The sequence below is a fragment of the Acidovorax sp. GW821-FHT11A03 genome (genome assembly GCF_058809075.1).
This window is the reverse complement of sequence record NZ_JBXASG010000001.1, coordinates 85,145-100,965: the sequence shown is the minus strand read 5'-3', so window position 1 is coordinate 100,965 and position 15,821 is coordinate 85,145. Positions and strand designations below refer to the sequence as shown.

Below are 15,821 nucleotides of genomic sequence, written 5' to 3'. Positions count from 1 at the left end.
CATGCCAGCCACCCATTCCCTCCAGAACCCTCGCTACCGAGGCATCTTCCCCGTGGTGCCCACCACCTTCCATGAAGACGGCACGCTCGACCTCGACAGCCAGAAGCGCTGCCTTGACTTCATGATCGATGCCGGTGTGGACGGCGTCTGCATCCTGGCCAACTTCTCCGAGCAGTTCTCGTTATCGGACGCCGAGCGCGAAGTCATCACCCGCACATCGCTGGAGCATGTGGCAGGCCGTGTACCGGTCATCGTCACCACCACCCACTACGGCACCCGCGTGTGCGCCGAGCGCAGCCGCGCCGCGCAGGACATGGGCGCCGCCATGGTGATGGTCATGCCGCCCTACCACGGCGCCACTTTCCGCGTGCCCGAGGCGCAGATCTACGAGTTCTATGCCCGCGTGTCCGATGCGATCGGCATCCCGATCATGGTGCAGGACGCGCCCGCCAGCGGCACCGTGCTGTCGGCCCCGTTCCTCGCGCGCATGGCGCAGGAGATCGAGCACCTGGCCTACTTCAAGATCGAGGTGCCCGGCGCCGCCAGCAAGCTGCGCGAGCTGATCCGCCTGGGCGGTGCGGCCATCGAAGGCCCATGGGACGGCGAAGAGGCCATCACCCTGCTGGCCGACCTGGATGCCGGTGCCACCGGCGCGATGACGGGCGGCGCCTTCCCCGACGGCATCCGCCCCATCATCGAAGCCCACCGCCAGGGCGACATGGACCAGGCCTTCGCGCTCTACCAGCGCTGGCTGCCGCTCATCAACCACGAGAACCGCCAGGGCGGCATCCTCACCGCCAAGGCGCTCATGAAGGAAGGCGGCGTGATCGCCTGCGAGGCCGGCCGCCACCCCTTCCCGGCCATGCACCCTGAAGTACGCAGGGGCCTCATCGACATCGCGCGCCGGCTGGACCCGCTAGTGCTGCGCTGGGACCGGTAAGCGCGCCATGGCCGACACCGCCAACCTCTCGGACACCCGCCTGGTGGCCCTGGACTGGGGCACCAGCTCGCTGCGCGCCTTCCGCCTGGGTGCCGGCGGGCAGGTGCTGGAACAGCGCGGCCGCCCCTGGGGCATCATGAACCTGCCCCCGCCCCCCGCCGCGCAGGCCGACGCGGAGCCCGGCATGGCCTTCGAGCGCGCATTGCAGGACGCCTGCGGCGACTGGCTGGCCGCCCTGCCCTCGGCAGCCGTGCTGGCCTGCGGCATGGTGGGCAGCGCACAGGGCTGGCGCGAAGCCCGCTACATCGACACCCCCACCTCGCTGGACGACCTGGCGCGCGGGCTGGCCGTGGTGCAGCGTGGCAACGCCGCACCCTTGCACATCGTGCCCGGGCTGCTGCAGCGCTCCGGCCTGCCCAATGTGATGCGCGGCGAAGAGACGCAGGTGCTGGGCGTGCTGGCCGATGCCGCCCTGGCGGGCCAAGGCCCGCTGCTCGTGGGCCTGCCGGGCACGCACAGCAAGTGGGTGGTGGCGCAGAGAGACGGCACCCGGCGCAGCATCGATCGGTTCCACACCTTCATGACGGGCGAAGTGTTTGCCGTACTGCGCGGCCACACCATCCTGGGCCGGACGATGCAGGCCCCGGCCGATCCCGACGACGCCGCATTCGCGCAAGGCCTGCAGGTGGCGCGCGGCAGCGATGCCGCCCCGGGCCTGCTGTCGCACATCTTCAGCACGCGCACGCTGGGCCTGACCGGCGCACTGCCCGCCACGGCACAGGCGGACTACCTCTCGGGCATCCTCATCGGCCACGAGATCGCCAGCCTGGCGCGCCTGCACCCGCCCACCGGCCCCGCCCCCCTCCCGCTGGTGCTGTGCGGCGAGGCCGACCTGTGCCGCCGCTACGCCATCGCCCTGCAGGCCTGCGGCTTCGCGCCGCCCACTATTGCCGCCCAAGCCACGGTCACTGGCTTGTGGCAGATCGCGCTGGCAGCCGGGCTGGTTACCCCTGGCGCACAGCAAACACCATCCCCCAGGAGCCAAGCCGCATGAACCCCATCGACAAGAACCTCTTCAACACCATGCAGCACTGCGGCCTGATCGCCATCCTGCGCGGCGTGCAGCCCCATGAGGTGGTGGCCATTGGCCATGCGCTGTACGACGCGGGGTTTCGCATCATCGAGGTGCCGCTCAACTCCCCCGAGCCCCTGGCCAGCATCCGCGCGCTGCGCGACGCGCTGCCCGCCGACTGCCTGGTGGGCGCAGGCACGGTGCTCACGCCCGAGGCCTGTGCCGATGTGGCGGCGGCAGGCGGGCAGATCATCGTCATGCCCCACAGCGACCCCCAAGTGATCCGCACCGCACGCGCGGCCGGCATGGCGTGCGCGCCCGGCGTGGCCACGCTGACCGAGGCCTATGCCGCGCTGGCGGCGGGCGCCAACATGCTCAAGCTCTTTCCGGCCGAAGCCCTGCCCCCGCATGTGCTCAAGGCCTGGCGCGCCGTGATCACCCCGCCCATGGCGCTGGTGCCCGTGGGCGGCATCGTGCCCGAGGCCATTGCCACCTACGCGGCAGCCGGGGCCAGCGGCTTCGGCCTGGGCTCGGCCCTCTACCGTCCGGGGGACACCGCGCCCGACGTGGCCCGCCAGGCCGCGGCCTTCATCCAGGCCTGGCGCGGCGCCTACGGCGGCGCGTCCTCCGCCGCCTCTTCCACTTCCGCTTTGCATCCTGCCCCATGAAGATCACCCGACTGACCACATTCCTGGTGCCACCACGCTGGTGCTTCCTGAAAATCGAGACCGACGAAGGCATCGTCGGCTGGGGCGAGCCCGTGCTCGAAGGCCGGGCCCACACCGTGGCCGCCGCCGTCGAGGAACTGGGCGACTACCTGATCGGCAAGGACCCGCGCCACATCGAGGACCACTGGACGGTGCTCTACCGCGGCGGTTTCTACCGCGGCGGCGGCATCCACATGAGTGCGCTGGCGGGCATCGACCAGGCGCTGTGGGACATCAAGGGCAAGGCCCTGGGCGTGCCCGTGTCCGAGCTGCTGGGCGGCTGCGTGCGCGAGCGCATCAAGGTCTACAGCTGGATCGGCGGCGACCGGCCCAGCGAGACCGCGGCGGCGGCCAAGGCCGCCGTGGAGCGCGGCTTCACCGCGGTGAAGATGAACGGCACCGAGGAAATGCAGTACGTGGACAGCTTCGACAAGGTCGAGAAATGCCTGCAGAACGTGGCCGCCGTGCGCGAGGCGGTGGGGCCCAACGTGGGCATCGGCGTGGACTTCCATGGCCGCGTGCACAAGCCCATGGCCAAGGTGCTGTTCAAGGAGCTCGAACCCTACAGGCTGATGTTCATCGAGGAGCCCGTGCTCAGCGAGCACTACGAGGCCCTGAAGGAGCTGGCGCACCTCTCGTCCACCCCCATCGCGCTGGGCGAGCGGCTGTACTCGCGCTGGGATTTCAAACGCGTGCTGTCCGAGGGCTATGTGGACATCATCCAGCCCGACCCCTCGCACTCGGGCGGCATCACCGAGACGCGCAAGATCGCCACCATGGCCGAGGCCTACGACGTGGCCCTGGCCCTGCACTGCCCCCTGGGGCCGATCGCGCTGGCGGCCAACCTGCAGCTCGACGGCGTCTGCTACAACGCCTTCATCCAGGAGCAGAGCCTGGGCATCCACTACAACGCCAGCAACGACCTGCTCGACTACGTGTCCAACGGCGAGGTGTTCGCGTACGAGGACGGCATGGTGGCCATTCCCCAGGGCCCCGGCCTGGGCATTGAGGTCAACGAGGCGTATGTGCGCGAACGCGCGTCCGAAGGCCACCGCTGGCGCAACCCCGTGTGGCGCCACCGCGACGGCAGCTTCGCCGAATGGTGACGGGCCGCATGCCGGCCGGGGTGTACCGAGCGTCCGGAAAGCAGGTGGCGCCCGGGCATAACACTGTAATTACAATCAGTGTTTTATCCTTGTGCCATGACACCGCTCACCCTCACCCGCTTTCACCGCGCGCGCCTGATGCAGATCTGGCGTTCGGCGGGCTGGCCGTGCAAGGATGCGCTGGAAATTGACCTGCTGGCCGCGCAGCTGGTGGTGCTGCACACCTCGCCCGAAGGCTGCGAGACGCTGCGCCTGACCGAGGAAGGTATCCGCACCCTGGCACAGGCGCGCCAGCGTGGCGCGCGGGCGTTGAGCGCGCACGACCGCCTGGGCCAGAAGTTTGCCGGGCACCTGCTGGCCTCGGGCCGCATCGTCTGGCGTGAGCTGTCGCTGCGCGCCGTGATCGACGGGGCTGTGCCCGAAGCCCCTGCCCCCATCCCGGCCACCAGCAGCCCGCTGTGGAGCGAAGACACGCCCGCCAGCCGCACCGCAGCCAAGGTCTGGCGCATGGCGCGGCCGGACCTGTTCTCGGTGCGCAATACCAGCGTGCCGGCCTACCTGCAGCCCATGGTGCACGAGATCAAGTACAGCCGATCCGATCTGCTGTCGGACCTGCGCCACGATGCCAAGCGCCAAGCCTACCAGTGGCTGTGCGAGGAATGCTACTACGTGTTCCCGGCCGGCGTGGCTGAGCCCGACGAGATTCCCGAACACTTCGGCATCTGGGTGCTGCATGGCGGGCTGGACGATGGCCGCTTCGAGCTGTTGCGCCCCGCGCGCCATGCGAGCTGCACCCTGCCCTTCGCGGTGTGGATGGCCTTGTGCAAGGCCACGCCGCTGCGCGGCGAGGACGAGACGGCACAGGCCCACCTGGGCGAGCCCGGTGCTGGCGAACTGCCTCCCGCGGACATGCCATGACCTACACCGTGGCGGTGCGCGAGCTGTGCGAGTTCACCGCCAAGCAGGGCGACCTGGACCTGCGCTTCACGCCCGCCCCCACGGCGCTGGAAGGCATGGCCGGCCATGCGGTGGCCGCCGCGCGCCGGGGCGCGGGCTACCGCGCCGAGGTGGCGCTGGCTGGCAGCTACAAGGGCCTGCGCGTGCGCGGCCGGGCCGATGGCTTCGACCCCGAGCATGGCCGGCTCGACGAGGTCAAGACCTTCAAGGGCCGGCTCGACCGCCAGCCCGCCTCGCACCGCGCGCTGCACTGGGCCCAGGCGCGCATCTACGGCTGGCTGCTGTGCGCGCAGGAAGGCCTGGCCCACATCGACCTGGCGCTGGTCTACTTCGACATCGGCAGCCAGCAGGAGACGGTGTTCACCGAACGCCATGCCGCCTCCGAGCTGCAGCGGCATTTCGAGGCGCAGTGCGAGCGCTTCATCGCCTGGGCCGAGGCGCAGGTGGCGCACCGCGCCGCGCGGGACGCGGCGCTCACGGCACTGGCCTTCCCGTTCGGCGGCTTTCGCACCGGCCAGCGCCCCCTGGCGGAAGCCGTCTACAAGGCCGCCTCCGCTGGCCGCTGCCTGCTGGCCCAGGCGCCCACGGGCATCGGCAAGACCATGGGCACTCTGTTTCCGCTGCTCAAGGCGGTGCCCGCGCAGCGGCTGGACAAGGTGTTCTTCCTCGCCGCCAAGACCTCGGGGCGGCAGACGGCCCTGGACACCCTCTCGCGCCTGTGTGGCAGCGCCCCCGCCCTGCCGCTGCGCGTGCTGGAACTGGTGGCGCGCGACAAGGCCTGCGAGCACCCCGACAAGGCCTGCCACGGCGAATCCTGCCCGCTGGCCCAGGGCTTCTACGACCGCCTGCCCGCCGCACGCGCCGCCGCGCTGCAGCCATCGGACGGCGGCGCGGATCAGCGGGTGGCACTGCACCAGGCGCGCGTGCGCGAGGCCGCCCTGCAGCACCAGGTCTGCCCCTACTACCTGAGCCAGGAGCTGGCGCGCTGGGCCGACGTGGTGGTGGGCGACTACAACTACTACTTCGACATGGGCGGGCTGCTGCACGGCCTGGCCCAGGCCAATGGCTGGCGCGCGGCGCTGCTGGTGGACGAGGCGCACAACCTCGTCGAGCGAGGCCGCAAGATGTACACCGCCGAGCTGCGCCCCGCCGCGCTGGCCGAGGCCCGCCGCAGCGCCACCGCCGCGCGCCATGCCCCCGTGAAGAAGGCTCTGGACAAGGTGCGCCGCTGCTGGGTGGCGCTGGACAAGGCGCAAACCGGCGGCTATGCCGTGCTGGAGGCTTTCCCCGACAAGCTGCTGGCCGCGCTGCAGCAGTGCGGCAGCACGCTCACCGAACACTTCGCCGACCAGCCGGCGCAGCCCGATCCGGCGCTGCAGGCCTTCTACTTCGATGCCCTGCACGTGGTGCGCATGGCCGAGCTGCTGGATGCGCATTCGCTGGTGGACATCACGCGGCCCGCTGCGGCCCCGGGCGGCAAGGCGCCCACGCCGGGCGAATCGCTGGTCTGCATCCGCAACGTGGTGCCCGCGCCCTTCCTGCAGCCCCGGCTGGAAGCAGCACACACCAGCACGCTCTTCTCGGCCACGCTGCAGCCCGCGCGCTACTACGCCGATTTGCTGGGGCTGCCCGCCGGGCATTGCTGGATCGATGTCGAGTCCCCGTTCCAGGCCGCGCAACTGCAGGTGCGGGTGGCACGGCACATCTCCACCCGCTACGCGGACCGGGGCGCGTCGCTGCCTCCCATCGTGGCGCTGATGGCGCGGCAGTTCCACGCGCGGCCGGGCAACTACCTCGCGTTCTTCAGCAGCTACGACTACCTGCAGCAGGCGGCGGCGCTGTTTGCGCAATGCCACCCCGAGGTACCCCACTGGTGCCAGTCGCGCCGCATGCTGGAAGCGGAGCAGCGGCAGTTCCTCGATCGCTTCACCGACACCAGCCAGGGCATCGCCTTCGCGGTGCTGGGCGGCGCCTTCGCCGAGGGCATCGACCTGCCGGGCCAGCGCCTCATCGGCGCCTTCCTGGCCACGCTGGGCCTGCCCCAGGTCAACCCCGTCAACGAGCAGATCCGCCAGCGCATGCAAACCCTGTTCGGGGCGGGCTACGACTACACCTATCTTTACCCCGGCCTGCAGAAGGTGGTGCAGGCGGCCGGGCGCGTGATCCGCACCCCCACCGACGAGGGCGTGGTGCACCTGATGGACGACCGCTATGGCCGGGACGCCGTGCAAGCGCTGCTGCCAGGCTGGTGGGTGTGCGGGGCGCCCCGCCGCGCCGGGTTGGACGCCGCCCACGCGGGCAATGCAAAGACTTGATCCCGGTCAAGCCCCGGCGGCCTCCGCGCGGCTCACAATGGCCCCAGTGCATCCCGCCCGCCACACATCCCATGTCCCTCCCCTTGCGCGTCCCCCTGGTTCTGCTCCTCACCATCGCCCTGGCGGGCTGCGACAGGCCTTCGGGCTCGGGTGCCACCCCGGCAGCCCCGGCCAGCGCGGCCCAGGCGGGGTTTGACGCCATCGTCGCATCGTGCACCGGGTTCCTGGCCGGGCGCACGCCCGCCGTGCAGCGCCTGGGCGCCGGCCCATGGATCAAGCTCGGCCACAGCCCCGCCCAGGTGCAGCATGAGCTCACACGCACCGAATCCGCCATCACCCCCTATGTGGGCAAGATCGTGGTCAAGGACAACGAGGCCCGGGCCGCCGCCGCGTCGGAGGCCGACGCCCAGGCCATCACACTCACGCCCGCCCACCTGGTGTCCAACCGCACGCACACGTTCATCTACAGCTTCGACGGCCGGCAGTGGCGGTGGAACAATGGCTCGCGCCTGACCAAGACGCCGGGGCGGGACGACGCCACGGTGGCCCTCACACTGGCCGATGTGTCCGCGCCCGGCCAGGGCATGGCGGGCTGCCTGCCGCGCTGACGGCCGCGCCCCGTGGGCTGGTGCCGCGGGCCCCGCGTCAGCGGTCCACCGGCTCCGAAAGCTCGCCCGCCCCTTGCGCGCCTTGCTGCACGGCCTTCTCCACCGCCTCGCGCGTGAGCGTGGGCACGAAGCTCTCGATGAAGTGATAGGCGTAGCCGCGCAGCCAGGCGCCCCTGCGCAGGCCCAGCCGCGTGAGGTTGACCTCGAACAGATGGCCCGCGTCGATGAGCCGCAGGTGGCGGTCGCGCTCGGCGTCCACCGCGATCGATGCCACGATGCCCACGCCCATGCCCAGCTCCACATAGGTCTTGATCACGTCGGCGTCCATGGCCGTCAGCACGATGTCGGGCGCGATGCCTTCGCGGGCAAACGCTTCGTCGATGTGCGCGCGGCCCGTGTAGCCCAGCTCGTAGGTGATGATGGGGTGCTGCGCAAGCTGCTCCAGCGTGACCGGCGCCTGCAACTCCAGCAGCGGGTGGCCGGGCGGCACGACGATGCTGTGCGTCCAGCGGTAGCACGGCAGCGTGACCAGCGCGTCATAGCCCGCGAGCGCTTCGGTGGCGACGCCGATATCGGCCTCGCCACTGAGCAGCATCTCGGCCACCTGGCGCGGCGAGCCCTGGTGCAGGTGCAGCGACACCTGCGGAAACAGCGCACGGAAGTCGCGCACCACCTGCGGCAGCGCGTAGCGCGCCTGCGAGTGCGTGGCCGCCACCGACAGGCGGCCCTGCGCGCTGTCGCTGAAATCCTGCCCCGCGCGCTTGAGGTTGTCGGCTTCGAGCAGCAGACGCTCCACCGTGGGCAGCAGGACTGCGCCCGGCGGGGTCAGGCCCGTGAGGCGCTTGCCCGCGCGCACGAAAATCTCCACGCCCAGTTCTTCTTCCAGTTCGCGGATCTGCCGGCTCACGCCGGGTTGCGAGGTATGCAGCATGTTGGCCACCTCGGTGAGGTTGAAGCCCCGGCGCACGGCTTCGCGCACGGAGCGCAGTTGCTGAAAATTCATGGGTCCCTGTAGAGATGGATGGGCGGGGCGGCCCGCTCGGCATGGCCACCCGCGCGGAAATCGGCCCGCCGCGCGCAGACCTCGTCGCCCGGCCTGAACCGAACCGGTGCACGCGCCTCGCCGGCCTCCCTGCGCAAACAGGCGTTCGCTATATTTTCAATAGCTGCCAGCGCTTTACCAGAAAGCGCCGGCGGCCCATTTTCATCAAATCCGGATCACAGCTTGGCGATGGACACTTCGGTGGACTTGACCAGCGCCACCACGTCGGAGCCCACGACCAGGGCCAGGTCGTCCACCGAGCGGGTGGTGATGACCGACGTGACGATGCCCCAGGGGGTTTCGACATCGACTTCGGAGACGATGTCGCCGCGAATGATTTCGCGCACTTTGCCCTTGAACTGGTTGCGGACGTTGATGGCTTGGATGGACATGGAAAGGCTCCTGGAAGATGGAAAAAGAATGGGCAGGCACTTGGCGGTGGCGGGCTTCGACAACGATCGGTCGCGCGGGGTCACCCGCTACGCACCCACAAAACTAAACAACCAGAAGCAATGTAAATTAAGTTTCTTATACGAATAAATGGTCATTACTCATAAGCTTTGACTTAGATGTGTGGGGCATGAGTTGCAGCCGCCACGGCATAAGCACGGGCCCTGGGAGTGCACCGTTGTTCGGGCCGCCCCACCCGATGGCCGCTGCAAAACGCAGCCGCCCCGCCAGACCTTTCGATCTGGCGGGGCGAATGGGAGCGGCCGGTTCAGCCGGGGAAGTCGCTGGTGTCTCAGGCGGGCTGCGGCAGGTAGCTCGGCCGCGTGGCCGTCATCGACAGCTTGACGTGCTGCGTGAGTTCATCGGCCAGCACTTCGTCCGCGCCTGCCGCCAGGCCGTCCAGCGCGCGCTGCACGATCTGCTCCGGGCTCGACTTGGGAACGTCGAAGCCGCGCGTCAGGTCGGTATCGACATAGGCCATGTGCAGCCCCAGCACCTGCGTCTTTTGCGCCGCCAGTTCGTGGCGCAGCGCGTTGGTCAGCGACCAGGCGGCGGACTTGCTGGCCGAATATGCCGCCAGCTCGCCGCCGTTGACCCACGACGCCACCGACAGCACATTGAGCAGCGCGCCGCCGCCGTTGGCCGCGAGGATGGGTGCGAACGCCTTGCTGACACGCAGCACGGAGAAGAAGTTGGTGTCGAAGAGGCGGCGCGCGACCTCTTCGCTGTCGGCGGCCAGAAAGCCCCCGGGCTGGGCGATGCCGGCGTTGTTGATCACCAGTGTCACGTCGGGCGCCGCTGCCACAGCGGCCGCTACATCGGCCGGGTTGTTGACATCCAGGCGCAGGGCCTGCACGCCGGGCTGGGGCGTGATGGTGGCGGGGTCGCGCGCACCGGCGTAGACCTTGCGTGCGCCGCGGGCGAGCAGCTCGCGCGCAAATGCCAGGCCGATGCCGCGGTTGGCACCGGTGATGAGGACGACAGCGTTTTCGATCTTCATGGAAATCTCCAGAGGGACAGGTTGAACGGATGGGAGGTTGGGTGGGGACTGACGGCGTGTGAAAAAGGGATGTGCAGCGGCCTGCTGGCTCACACCACCTTGATGACGACCTTGCCCTTGGCGCGGCCCGCTTCCACATAGGCCAGGGCATCGTTGGTGGCGCTGAACGGAAAGACTTTGTCGACCACCGGGCGGATGGCGCCCGCTTCGACAAGGCGCGTGATCTCCCGCAGCTGCGCACCGTGTGCCCGCATGAAGAGGAACGAGTAGCCCACGCCCAGCGCTTTGGCGCGCCGCCGGGTGCCCGCGCTCAGCAGGCGCATCACCAGCCGCACCAAGCCGGGCGCGCGAAGGGTCTGGCCGAATGCCGGGTCGGGCGGGCCGGAGATCGAGACGACCTGGCCGCCGGGCTTGAGCACGCGCAGCGACTTGGCCAGCGCCTTGCCGTCCTGGCTGTGCAGCACGACGTCGTAGTCGCGCAGCACCTCTTCGAAGTCCTGCGTCTTGTAGTCGATGACGACGTCGGCGCCCAGGCTTTGGACCAGCGCCGCATTGCCCGCGCTGGCCGTGGTGGCGACGGTGGCACCCAGGTGCCTGGCCAGCTGGATGGCAAAGGTGCCCACCCCGCCGGACCCCGCCTGGATGAAGACCTTCTGGCCTTTTTTCAGCTGCGCCTTTTCCACCAGCGCCTGCCAGGCCGTGAGGCCCACCAGCGGGATCGACGCCGCCTCTTCCATCGTCAGGCCCCGGGGCTTGAGCGCCAGCGAGGACTCCTTGACGGCGATGAGTTCTGCAAAGGCGCCGATGCGGAAATCGTCGGCCCGGGCGTAGACCTCGTCGCCGGGCTTGAACTGCCGCACACACGGCCCCACGCTGACCACCACGCCCGCCACGTCATGCCCGAGGACGAGGGGCATCTTGTAGGGCAGGATGAGCTTGAACTCACCGTCGCGGATCTTCGAGTCCAGCTGGTTGATTCCCGCCGCATGCACGGAGACCAGCACCTCGTCGTCGCGCAGATCCGGGGCGGGCATATCGGCAAGCCGCAGCGCGGCCTTTTTGGCATAGCGGTCGAGGACAAAGGCTTTCATGGGGCATCCTGGGTGAGGGGCAAAGCGCAGAACCGTGCAGCTCGCAAGCAAATTCGCATGATGATCATCATATGTAAAGGCAAAAAAAAGCGCGCTACTGGGGGAGTCAGCCGGGCGCGCCGGGCGGCGTGGCAGGCGCAGAGTCTGCAGCGTGCGTCGAATTCGTCAGCTGCGTCAGGTACTTGAGCGCGGCCTCGCGCAGGCTGTCCGACAGCGCGGGCTCGTCCACCGCGCGGGCCAGCACCAGGGCGCCCACCATGGTGGCCATGGTGACCAGCGCCTGCTCGTGCGTACCGGGCTGCCCCCATTGCGGCGACTGGCGCGCGATGAGGTCGACCATTTCCTTGATGTGCCGGGTGGCCACGCGGCGCACCTCGGGCGCCTGGCGCGATGTCTCCGAGCCCAGGGCGACCAGCGGGCAGCCCATCTCGACGCTCTCGACATGCTGGCGCGACAGATAGGCCGAGAGCATGGCGGCCAGCGCGCGGGGCGACGGCTCGCCGGCCGCGGCACCGGCCGCCAGCGCTGCGGATTCCGTGCACGCCTTGGCGGCCGCCTCGGCCAGCATGGCCTCGCGGGAGTCGAAGTGCGCGTAGAAGGCGCCGTGCGTCAGGCCCGCCTCTTTCATGATGTCCGCCACGCCCGTGCCGTGGTACCCCTGGCGCCGGATCGCGCGCGAGGCCACCGACACGATGCGCTCGTGCGTGGCCTCCTTGGCGGCGGCTCTGGAATGGGGCGAGGACTTTGACATGATGCGCATCATACGACATGTCACTCTGTGTCGCAATCCCGGCCGTCTGCGCCGCTGCTTCTGCGAGGTCCCATCCACCCAAGCCCCCTGCCCCCTCGACACCAGAGACTCAGGCCCTGCGAAAGGGCCTGAGGAGCGAAAGGCCGCCGTGACCGGCGCTGCATAGTCCATCTACAAACACTACATTTTTTATAGCGCCTTGCGCCCTACCAGCAAGCGGTAAGGGCATATTTCTCTCACATCCACTCACAGCTTGGCGATGGACACCTCGGTCGACTTGACCAGCGCCACCACGTCGGAGCCCACGACCAACGCCAGCTCGTCCACCGAGCGCGTGGTGATGACCGACGTGACGATGCCCCAGGGGGTTTCCACATCGACCTCGGAGACGACATCGCCGCGCACGATCTCGCGGACTTTGCCCTTGAACTGGTTACGGACGTTGATGGCTTGGATGGACATGGGGTTCTCCTTGATGGGGCCGTAGGGCGAAGAAAGGAATGACAGAAGAAAGAAAGCAATGAAAGGCAGCAGGCGCCAGAAACGGCTACACCGCCCAGCGCAGACCATGCGCAGGCACGCCGGGCCACGGCGCTTCGTGCGCCGGCTCGCCGTCGGGCTTTTGCAGCACGCGGTCCAGGATGCGTTTTTCAATGGCGGCAAAGGCAGCGTCGCCGTGCGATCGCGGGCGTGGCAGGTCGATGCGCTGGTCCAGCGCGATCTGGCCGTCCTCGATCAGGATCACGCGGTCGGCCAGGGCCACGGCCTCCTGCACATCGTGGGTCACGAGCAGCGCGGTGAAGCCGCTGCTGCGCCACAGGCCTTCGATGAGGCGGTGCATCTCGATGCGGGTCAGCGCATCGAGCGCGCCCAGGGGCTCGTCGAGCAGCAGCAGGCGCGGGTTGTGCACCAGGGCGCGGGCCAGGGCCACGCGCTGGCGCTGGCCGCCGGACAGGCGTGCTGGCCACTCGGTCAGGCGGTCACCCAGGCCCACGCGCGCCAGCACATCGGCGGCGGCGCCGCGCCGCGCAGGCGGCAGGCCCAGGGCCACGTTGTCGGCCACTCGCTTCCAGGGCAGCAGGCGCGAGTCCTGGAACATGATGCGGGTGTCGTCGCTCAGCCCGGCCACGTCCTTGCCGTCCAGGCGGATCGCGCCGCCCGAGACGGATTCGAGCCCGGCCACCAGGCGCAGCAGCGTGCTCTTGCCGCAGCCGCTGCGGCCCACGATGGCCACGAACTGGCCGGGCTCGATCACGAGTTCGGTCTTCTTGAGCACGTCGCGCGCACCGTAGCGCTTGTCCACGCCGCGCACTTCCAGGCGCACGCCTTGCGCGGCGGGGGTGTGGGTCGTCTGGGTCATGGTGTCAGGCTCCGGTCTTGAACAGCGGCACGTCCAGCGCGTTCACGCGCTTGGGCAACAGCTTTTCGGCAAAGAAGGCATCCGCGATGCGTTGTTGTTCGGTGAGGGCTGCGGGCACCACGGCGCCCACCTCGTAGCTGCGGCGGCTGTTGGCCAGCTCGATCACGCCCGCATCCAGCCCCCACACGGGTGCCAGCAGCGCGGCCGCGTCTTTGGGGCTTTGCTTGACCCAGACGCCAGCCTTTTGCAGCTCGGTGAAGAACACGCGCAGCACGTCGGGCCGCGCCTGGGCAAACGAAGTGCCTGCCAGGTAGTAGCGCTGGTAGGAGGCCAGGTCGCGCCCGTCGGCCAGCACCCGCACAGTGGACTGCTTTTGCACGGCAGCGAGGAACGGGTCCCACACCACCCAGGCGTCGATGGCGCCGCGCTCGAAGGCGGCGCGGCCATCGGCGGGGGTCAGGTACGCGGGCTCGATGTCCTTGAACGCCAGGCCCGACTTTTCCAGCGCGGCGATCAACAAGAAGTGCACGCCAGCGGCCTTGGCAAAACCGATCTTCTTGCCCTTGAGGTCGGCAACCGTCTTGATGGGCGAGTCGGCGCGCACCACGATGGCCTGGGCGGATGGCGAAGGCGACTCCTGCGCCACGAAAGTGAGGTTGGCGCCCGCTGCCTGGGCAAACACCGGCACGGTGTCGGCCACGTCGGCGCTCACATCGATGTTGCCCAGGTTCAGCGCTTCGAGCAGCGGCAGGCCACTGGTGAACTCGTGCCACGTCACCTTGACGTTGAGCGGCGCGAGCAACTGCTCCAGCGTGCCGCGCGTGCGCAGGATGGTGGTGAGGGTGGAGGATTTTTGAAGTCCTATGCGCAATGTTTGCAGGGTCTCAGGCTTGCCCTGCGCGGCGGCCAGGCCGCTCGACAGCGCGGCGATGGCACCCAGCATGGTGCGCCGATGAATGTGGAAAGGGGTGGTCATGGTGGTCGATAACTTGAAATGAGGAGGAACTTGGCAACTCAGGGGCCGATGCATCGCCGCATCCCCTGCAACTGGCGCGCCCGGTGCGAGAGACGCCGCGCAAGGGCCGCCCCGCCGCCGCGCCGGTGTCGCCCCCCTTCCCCTAGCGCGCAGCGCGTAGAGAGAAGGAGGAAGCCGCGCATCGGCTCAGGGGGTTGCATACCCAGGATGCCAACGCAGCCAGTAGCGCTCCAGGCCCTTGGCGAACAGATCGGCCAGCTTGCCCAGCAGCGCGTACAGCAGGATGCCCACGAGCACGATGTCGGTCTGCAGAAACTCCCGCGCATTCATCGTGAGGTAGCCGATGCCCGCCTGCGCGGAGATGGTCTCGGCCACGATCAGGATCACCCACATCAGGCCCAGCGAGAAACGCAGGCCCACCAGGATGCTGGAGAGCGCACCGGGCAGGATGATCTGCTTGTACAGCTGCCAGCGGCCGAGGCCGTAGGTGCGCCCCATCTCGATCAAACCGGGGTCCACGTTGCGGATGCCGTGGAAGGTGTTGAGGTAGATCGGGAAGAACACCGACACGCTGATGAGGAACAGCTTGGCCGACTCATCGATGCCGAACCACAGGATGACCAGCGGAATCAGCGCCAGCGCGGGGATGTTGCGCACCATCTGGATGGTGGAGTCGAGCAAGGTCTCGAACACGCGCACCGAGCCCGTGAGCAGGCCCAGCAGCAGGCCCAGGCCACCGCCGATCGCCAGGCCCGCCAGCGCGCGGCCCGCGCTCACCTTGACATGGGTCCACAGCTCGCCCGACACGGTCAACGTCCAGGCGGCCTTGATCACCTCCAGGGGCGCGGGCAGCACCCGGGTGGAGAGCCATCCCTGCGACGACGCGATCTGCCACAGCACGATCAGCCCCACGGGCACGGCCCAGGGCAGCAGGCGCTGCGCAACACTGGCAAGGAAGCGGGCCAGCGGCGCGGGCAGCAAGGGACTCTCGATCGGCAGATCGACGGAGTCGGCCACGGGCGATACCTGCAGCTCTCGGACAGTCTTTGTCTGTGTCATGGGTTGATTTCCGGTTCGTGGTCAGGCTCCAAGAACTCCAGCTGGTTGCCCGCCGGGTCCTTGACGTAAAAGCGCAGGTAGCCGGGCAGTGCGCGGTTTTCCACCAGCGCCAGTTCGGCCTGCAGCAGGCGGTGGCGCAATGCGGGCAGGTCCTGCACCTCGAAGGCCAGGTGCGATACCGCGGGCGCGGGCTGCCAGTGCTCGGTGGGCACCAGGTCGATGCGCTGGGTGCCCGCCGCAAAGCGCAGCGTGTTGCCCGCCTGCAGGCGCACTTCGGGCAGCCCCAGCAGGCTGGCATAGAAGCGCCGGATGGGCGCCTCGGCACCGGCCGGAAAGGCCAGCTGCACGTGGTTGATGGACTGGATGCTCATGGCGTGGCTCCTCGTC

At 69.0% G+C, this 15,821-nt stretch carries 17 protein-coding genes; 7 read left to right on the top strand and 10 right to left on the bottom strand.

The features are described from left to right. Nucleotide 1: 1 nt before the first annotated feature. The 7 genes from AC1RVY_RS00480 to AC1RVY_RS00450 all read left to right on the top strand — a co-directional run bounded on the left by AC1RVY_RS00480 (nucleotide 2) and on the right by AC1RVY_RS00450 (nucleotide 7,705). Nucleotides 2–940, top strand: coding sequence for a dihydrodipicolinate synthase family protein (locus AC1RVY_RS00480; RefSeq protein ID WP_492804816.1), 939 nt, complete (start codon nucleotides 2–4; stop codon nucleotides 938–940). Nucleotides 941–947: 7 nt separating this feature from the next. Further along, nucleotides 948–1,994: a 2-dehydro-3-deoxygalactonokinase gene (locus tag AC1RVY_RS00475; RefSeq protein WP_492804814.1), complete on the top strand. Its 1,047-nt coding sequence runs from the start codon at nucleotides 948–950 to the stop codon at nucleotides 1,992–1,994. Continuing rightward, nucleotides 1,991–2,680 (top strand): 2-dehydro-3-deoxy-6-phosphogalactonate aldolase, encoded by a 690-nt coding sequence (locus AC1RVY_RS00470; RefSeq protein ID WP_492804812.1) that lies wholly within the window; start codon nucleotides 1,991–1,993, stop codon nucleotides 2,678–2,680. The genes AC1RVY_RS00475 and AC1RVY_RS00470 overlap by 4 nt, the downstream gene beginning before the upstream one ends. Continuing rightward, nucleotides 2,677–3,825 (top strand): galactonate dehydratase, encoded by a 1,149-nt coding sequence (dgoD, locus tag AC1RVY_RS00465; RefSeq protein WP_218341009.1) that lies wholly within the window; start codon nucleotides 2,677–2,679, stop codon nucleotides 3,823–3,825. Before AC1RVY_RS00470 ends, dgoD begins: the two co-directional genes overlap by 4 nt. A 96-nt stretch (nucleotides 3,826–3,921) precedes the next feature. Next, nucleotides 3,922–4,743, top strand: a complete 822-nt coding sequence (locus AC1RVY_RS00460) for a hypothetical protein (protein ID WP_492804810.1) — start codon at nucleotides 3,922–3,924, stop codon at nucleotides 4,741–4,743. Next, nucleotides 4,740–7,097 (top strand): ATP-dependent DNA helicase, encoded by a 2,358-nt coding sequence (locus AC1RVY_RS00455; protein WP_492804808.1) that lies wholly within the window; start codon nucleotides 4,740–4,742, stop codon nucleotides 7,095–7,097. Before AC1RVY_RS00460 ends, AC1RVY_RS00455 begins: the two co-directional genes overlap by 4 nt. 71 nt (nucleotides 7,098–7,168) lie before the next feature. Next, nucleotides 7,169–7,705, top strand: a complete 537-nt coding sequence (locus AC1RVY_RS00450; RefSeq protein ID WP_492244910.1) for a hypothetical protein — start codon at nucleotides 7,169–7,171, stop codon at nucleotides 7,703–7,705. Nucleotides 7,706–7,742: 37 nt separating this feature from the next. Here AC1RVY_RS00450 and AC1RVY_RS00445 read toward each other — a convergent pair whose 3' ends face one another. From AC1RVY_RS00445 to AC1RVY_RS00400, 10 genes are all read right to left on the bottom strand, one after another. Beyond that, a complete protein-coding gene (locus AC1RVY_RS00445) occupies nucleotides 7,743–8,708 on the bottom strand; it encodes a CysB family HTH-type transcriptional regulator (protein WP_218294620.1) in 966 nt (321 codons plus the stop codon). 215 nt (nucleotides 8,709–8,923) lie between these two features. Further along, nucleotides 8,924–9,139 (bottom strand): TOBE domain-containing protein, encoded by a 216-nt coding sequence (locus tag AC1RVY_RS00440; RefSeq protein WP_492804805.1) that lies wholly within the window; start codon nucleotides 9,137–9,139, stop codon nucleotides 8,924–8,926. Between the two features lie 350 nt (nucleotides 9,140–9,489). Then, the gene (locus AC1RVY_RS00435; RefSeq protein ID WP_218294619.1) at nucleotides 9,490–10,197 is read right to left on the bottom strand and encodes an SDR family oxidoreductase; all 708 of its coding nucleotides are present in this window, start codon (nucleotides 10,195–10,197) and stop codon (nucleotides 9,490–9,492) included. Nucleotides 10,198–10,286: 89 nt separating this feature from the next. Further along, nucleotides 10,287–11,288: an NADP-dependent oxidoreductase gene (locus AC1RVY_RS00430; protein ID WP_492804803.1), complete on the bottom strand. Its 1,002-nt coding sequence runs from the start codon at nucleotides 11,286–11,288 to the stop codon at nucleotides 10,287–10,289. Between the two features lie 106 nt (nucleotides 11,289–11,394). After that, nucleotides 11,395–12,051 (bottom strand): TetR/AcrR family transcriptional regulator, encoded by a 657-nt coding sequence (locus AC1RVY_RS00425; protein WP_492804801.1) that lies wholly within the window; start codon nucleotides 12,049–12,051, stop codon nucleotides 11,395–11,397. Between the two features lie 234 nt (nucleotides 12,052–12,285). Further along, nucleotides 12,286–12,501, bottom strand: coding sequence for a TOBE domain-containing protein (locus tag AC1RVY_RS00420; RefSeq protein WP_007857120.1), 216 nt, complete (start codon nucleotides 12,499–12,501; stop codon nucleotides 12,286–12,288). A gap of 85 nt (nucleotides 12,502–12,586) precedes the next feature. Further along, complete coding sequence (locus tag AC1RVY_RS00415; RefSeq protein ID WP_218341002.1) at nucleotides 12,587–13,399, bottom strand: ATP-binding cassette domain-containing protein; 813 nt, start codon at nucleotides 13,397–13,399, stop codon at nucleotides 12,587–12,589. Between the two features lie 4 nt (nucleotides 13,400–13,403). Continuing rightward, complete coding sequence (locus tag AC1RVY_RS00410; RefSeq protein ID WP_492804799.1) at nucleotides 13,404–14,375, bottom strand: aliphatic sulfonate ABC transporter substrate-binding protein; 972 nt, start codon at nucleotides 14,373–14,375, stop codon at nucleotides 13,404–13,406. A gap of 186 nt (nucleotides 14,376–14,561) precedes the next feature. Next, on the bottom strand, nucleotides 14,562–15,434 hold the full coding sequence (gene ssuC / locus AC1RVY_RS00405; protein ID WP_492804798.1) for an aliphatic sulfonate ABC transporter permease SsuC: 873 nt from the start codon (nucleotides 15,432–15,434) through the stop codon (nucleotides 14,562–14,564). Further along, on the bottom strand, nucleotides 15,431–15,805 hold the full coding sequence (locus AC1RVY_RS00400) for a VOC family protein (RefSeq protein WP_218294613.1): 375 nt from the start codon (nucleotides 15,803–15,805) through the stop codon (nucleotides 15,431–15,433). The genes ssuC and AC1RVY_RS00400 overlap by 4 nt, the downstream gene beginning before the upstream one ends. Between the last annotated feature and the right edge of the window lie 16 nt (nucleotides 15,806–15,821).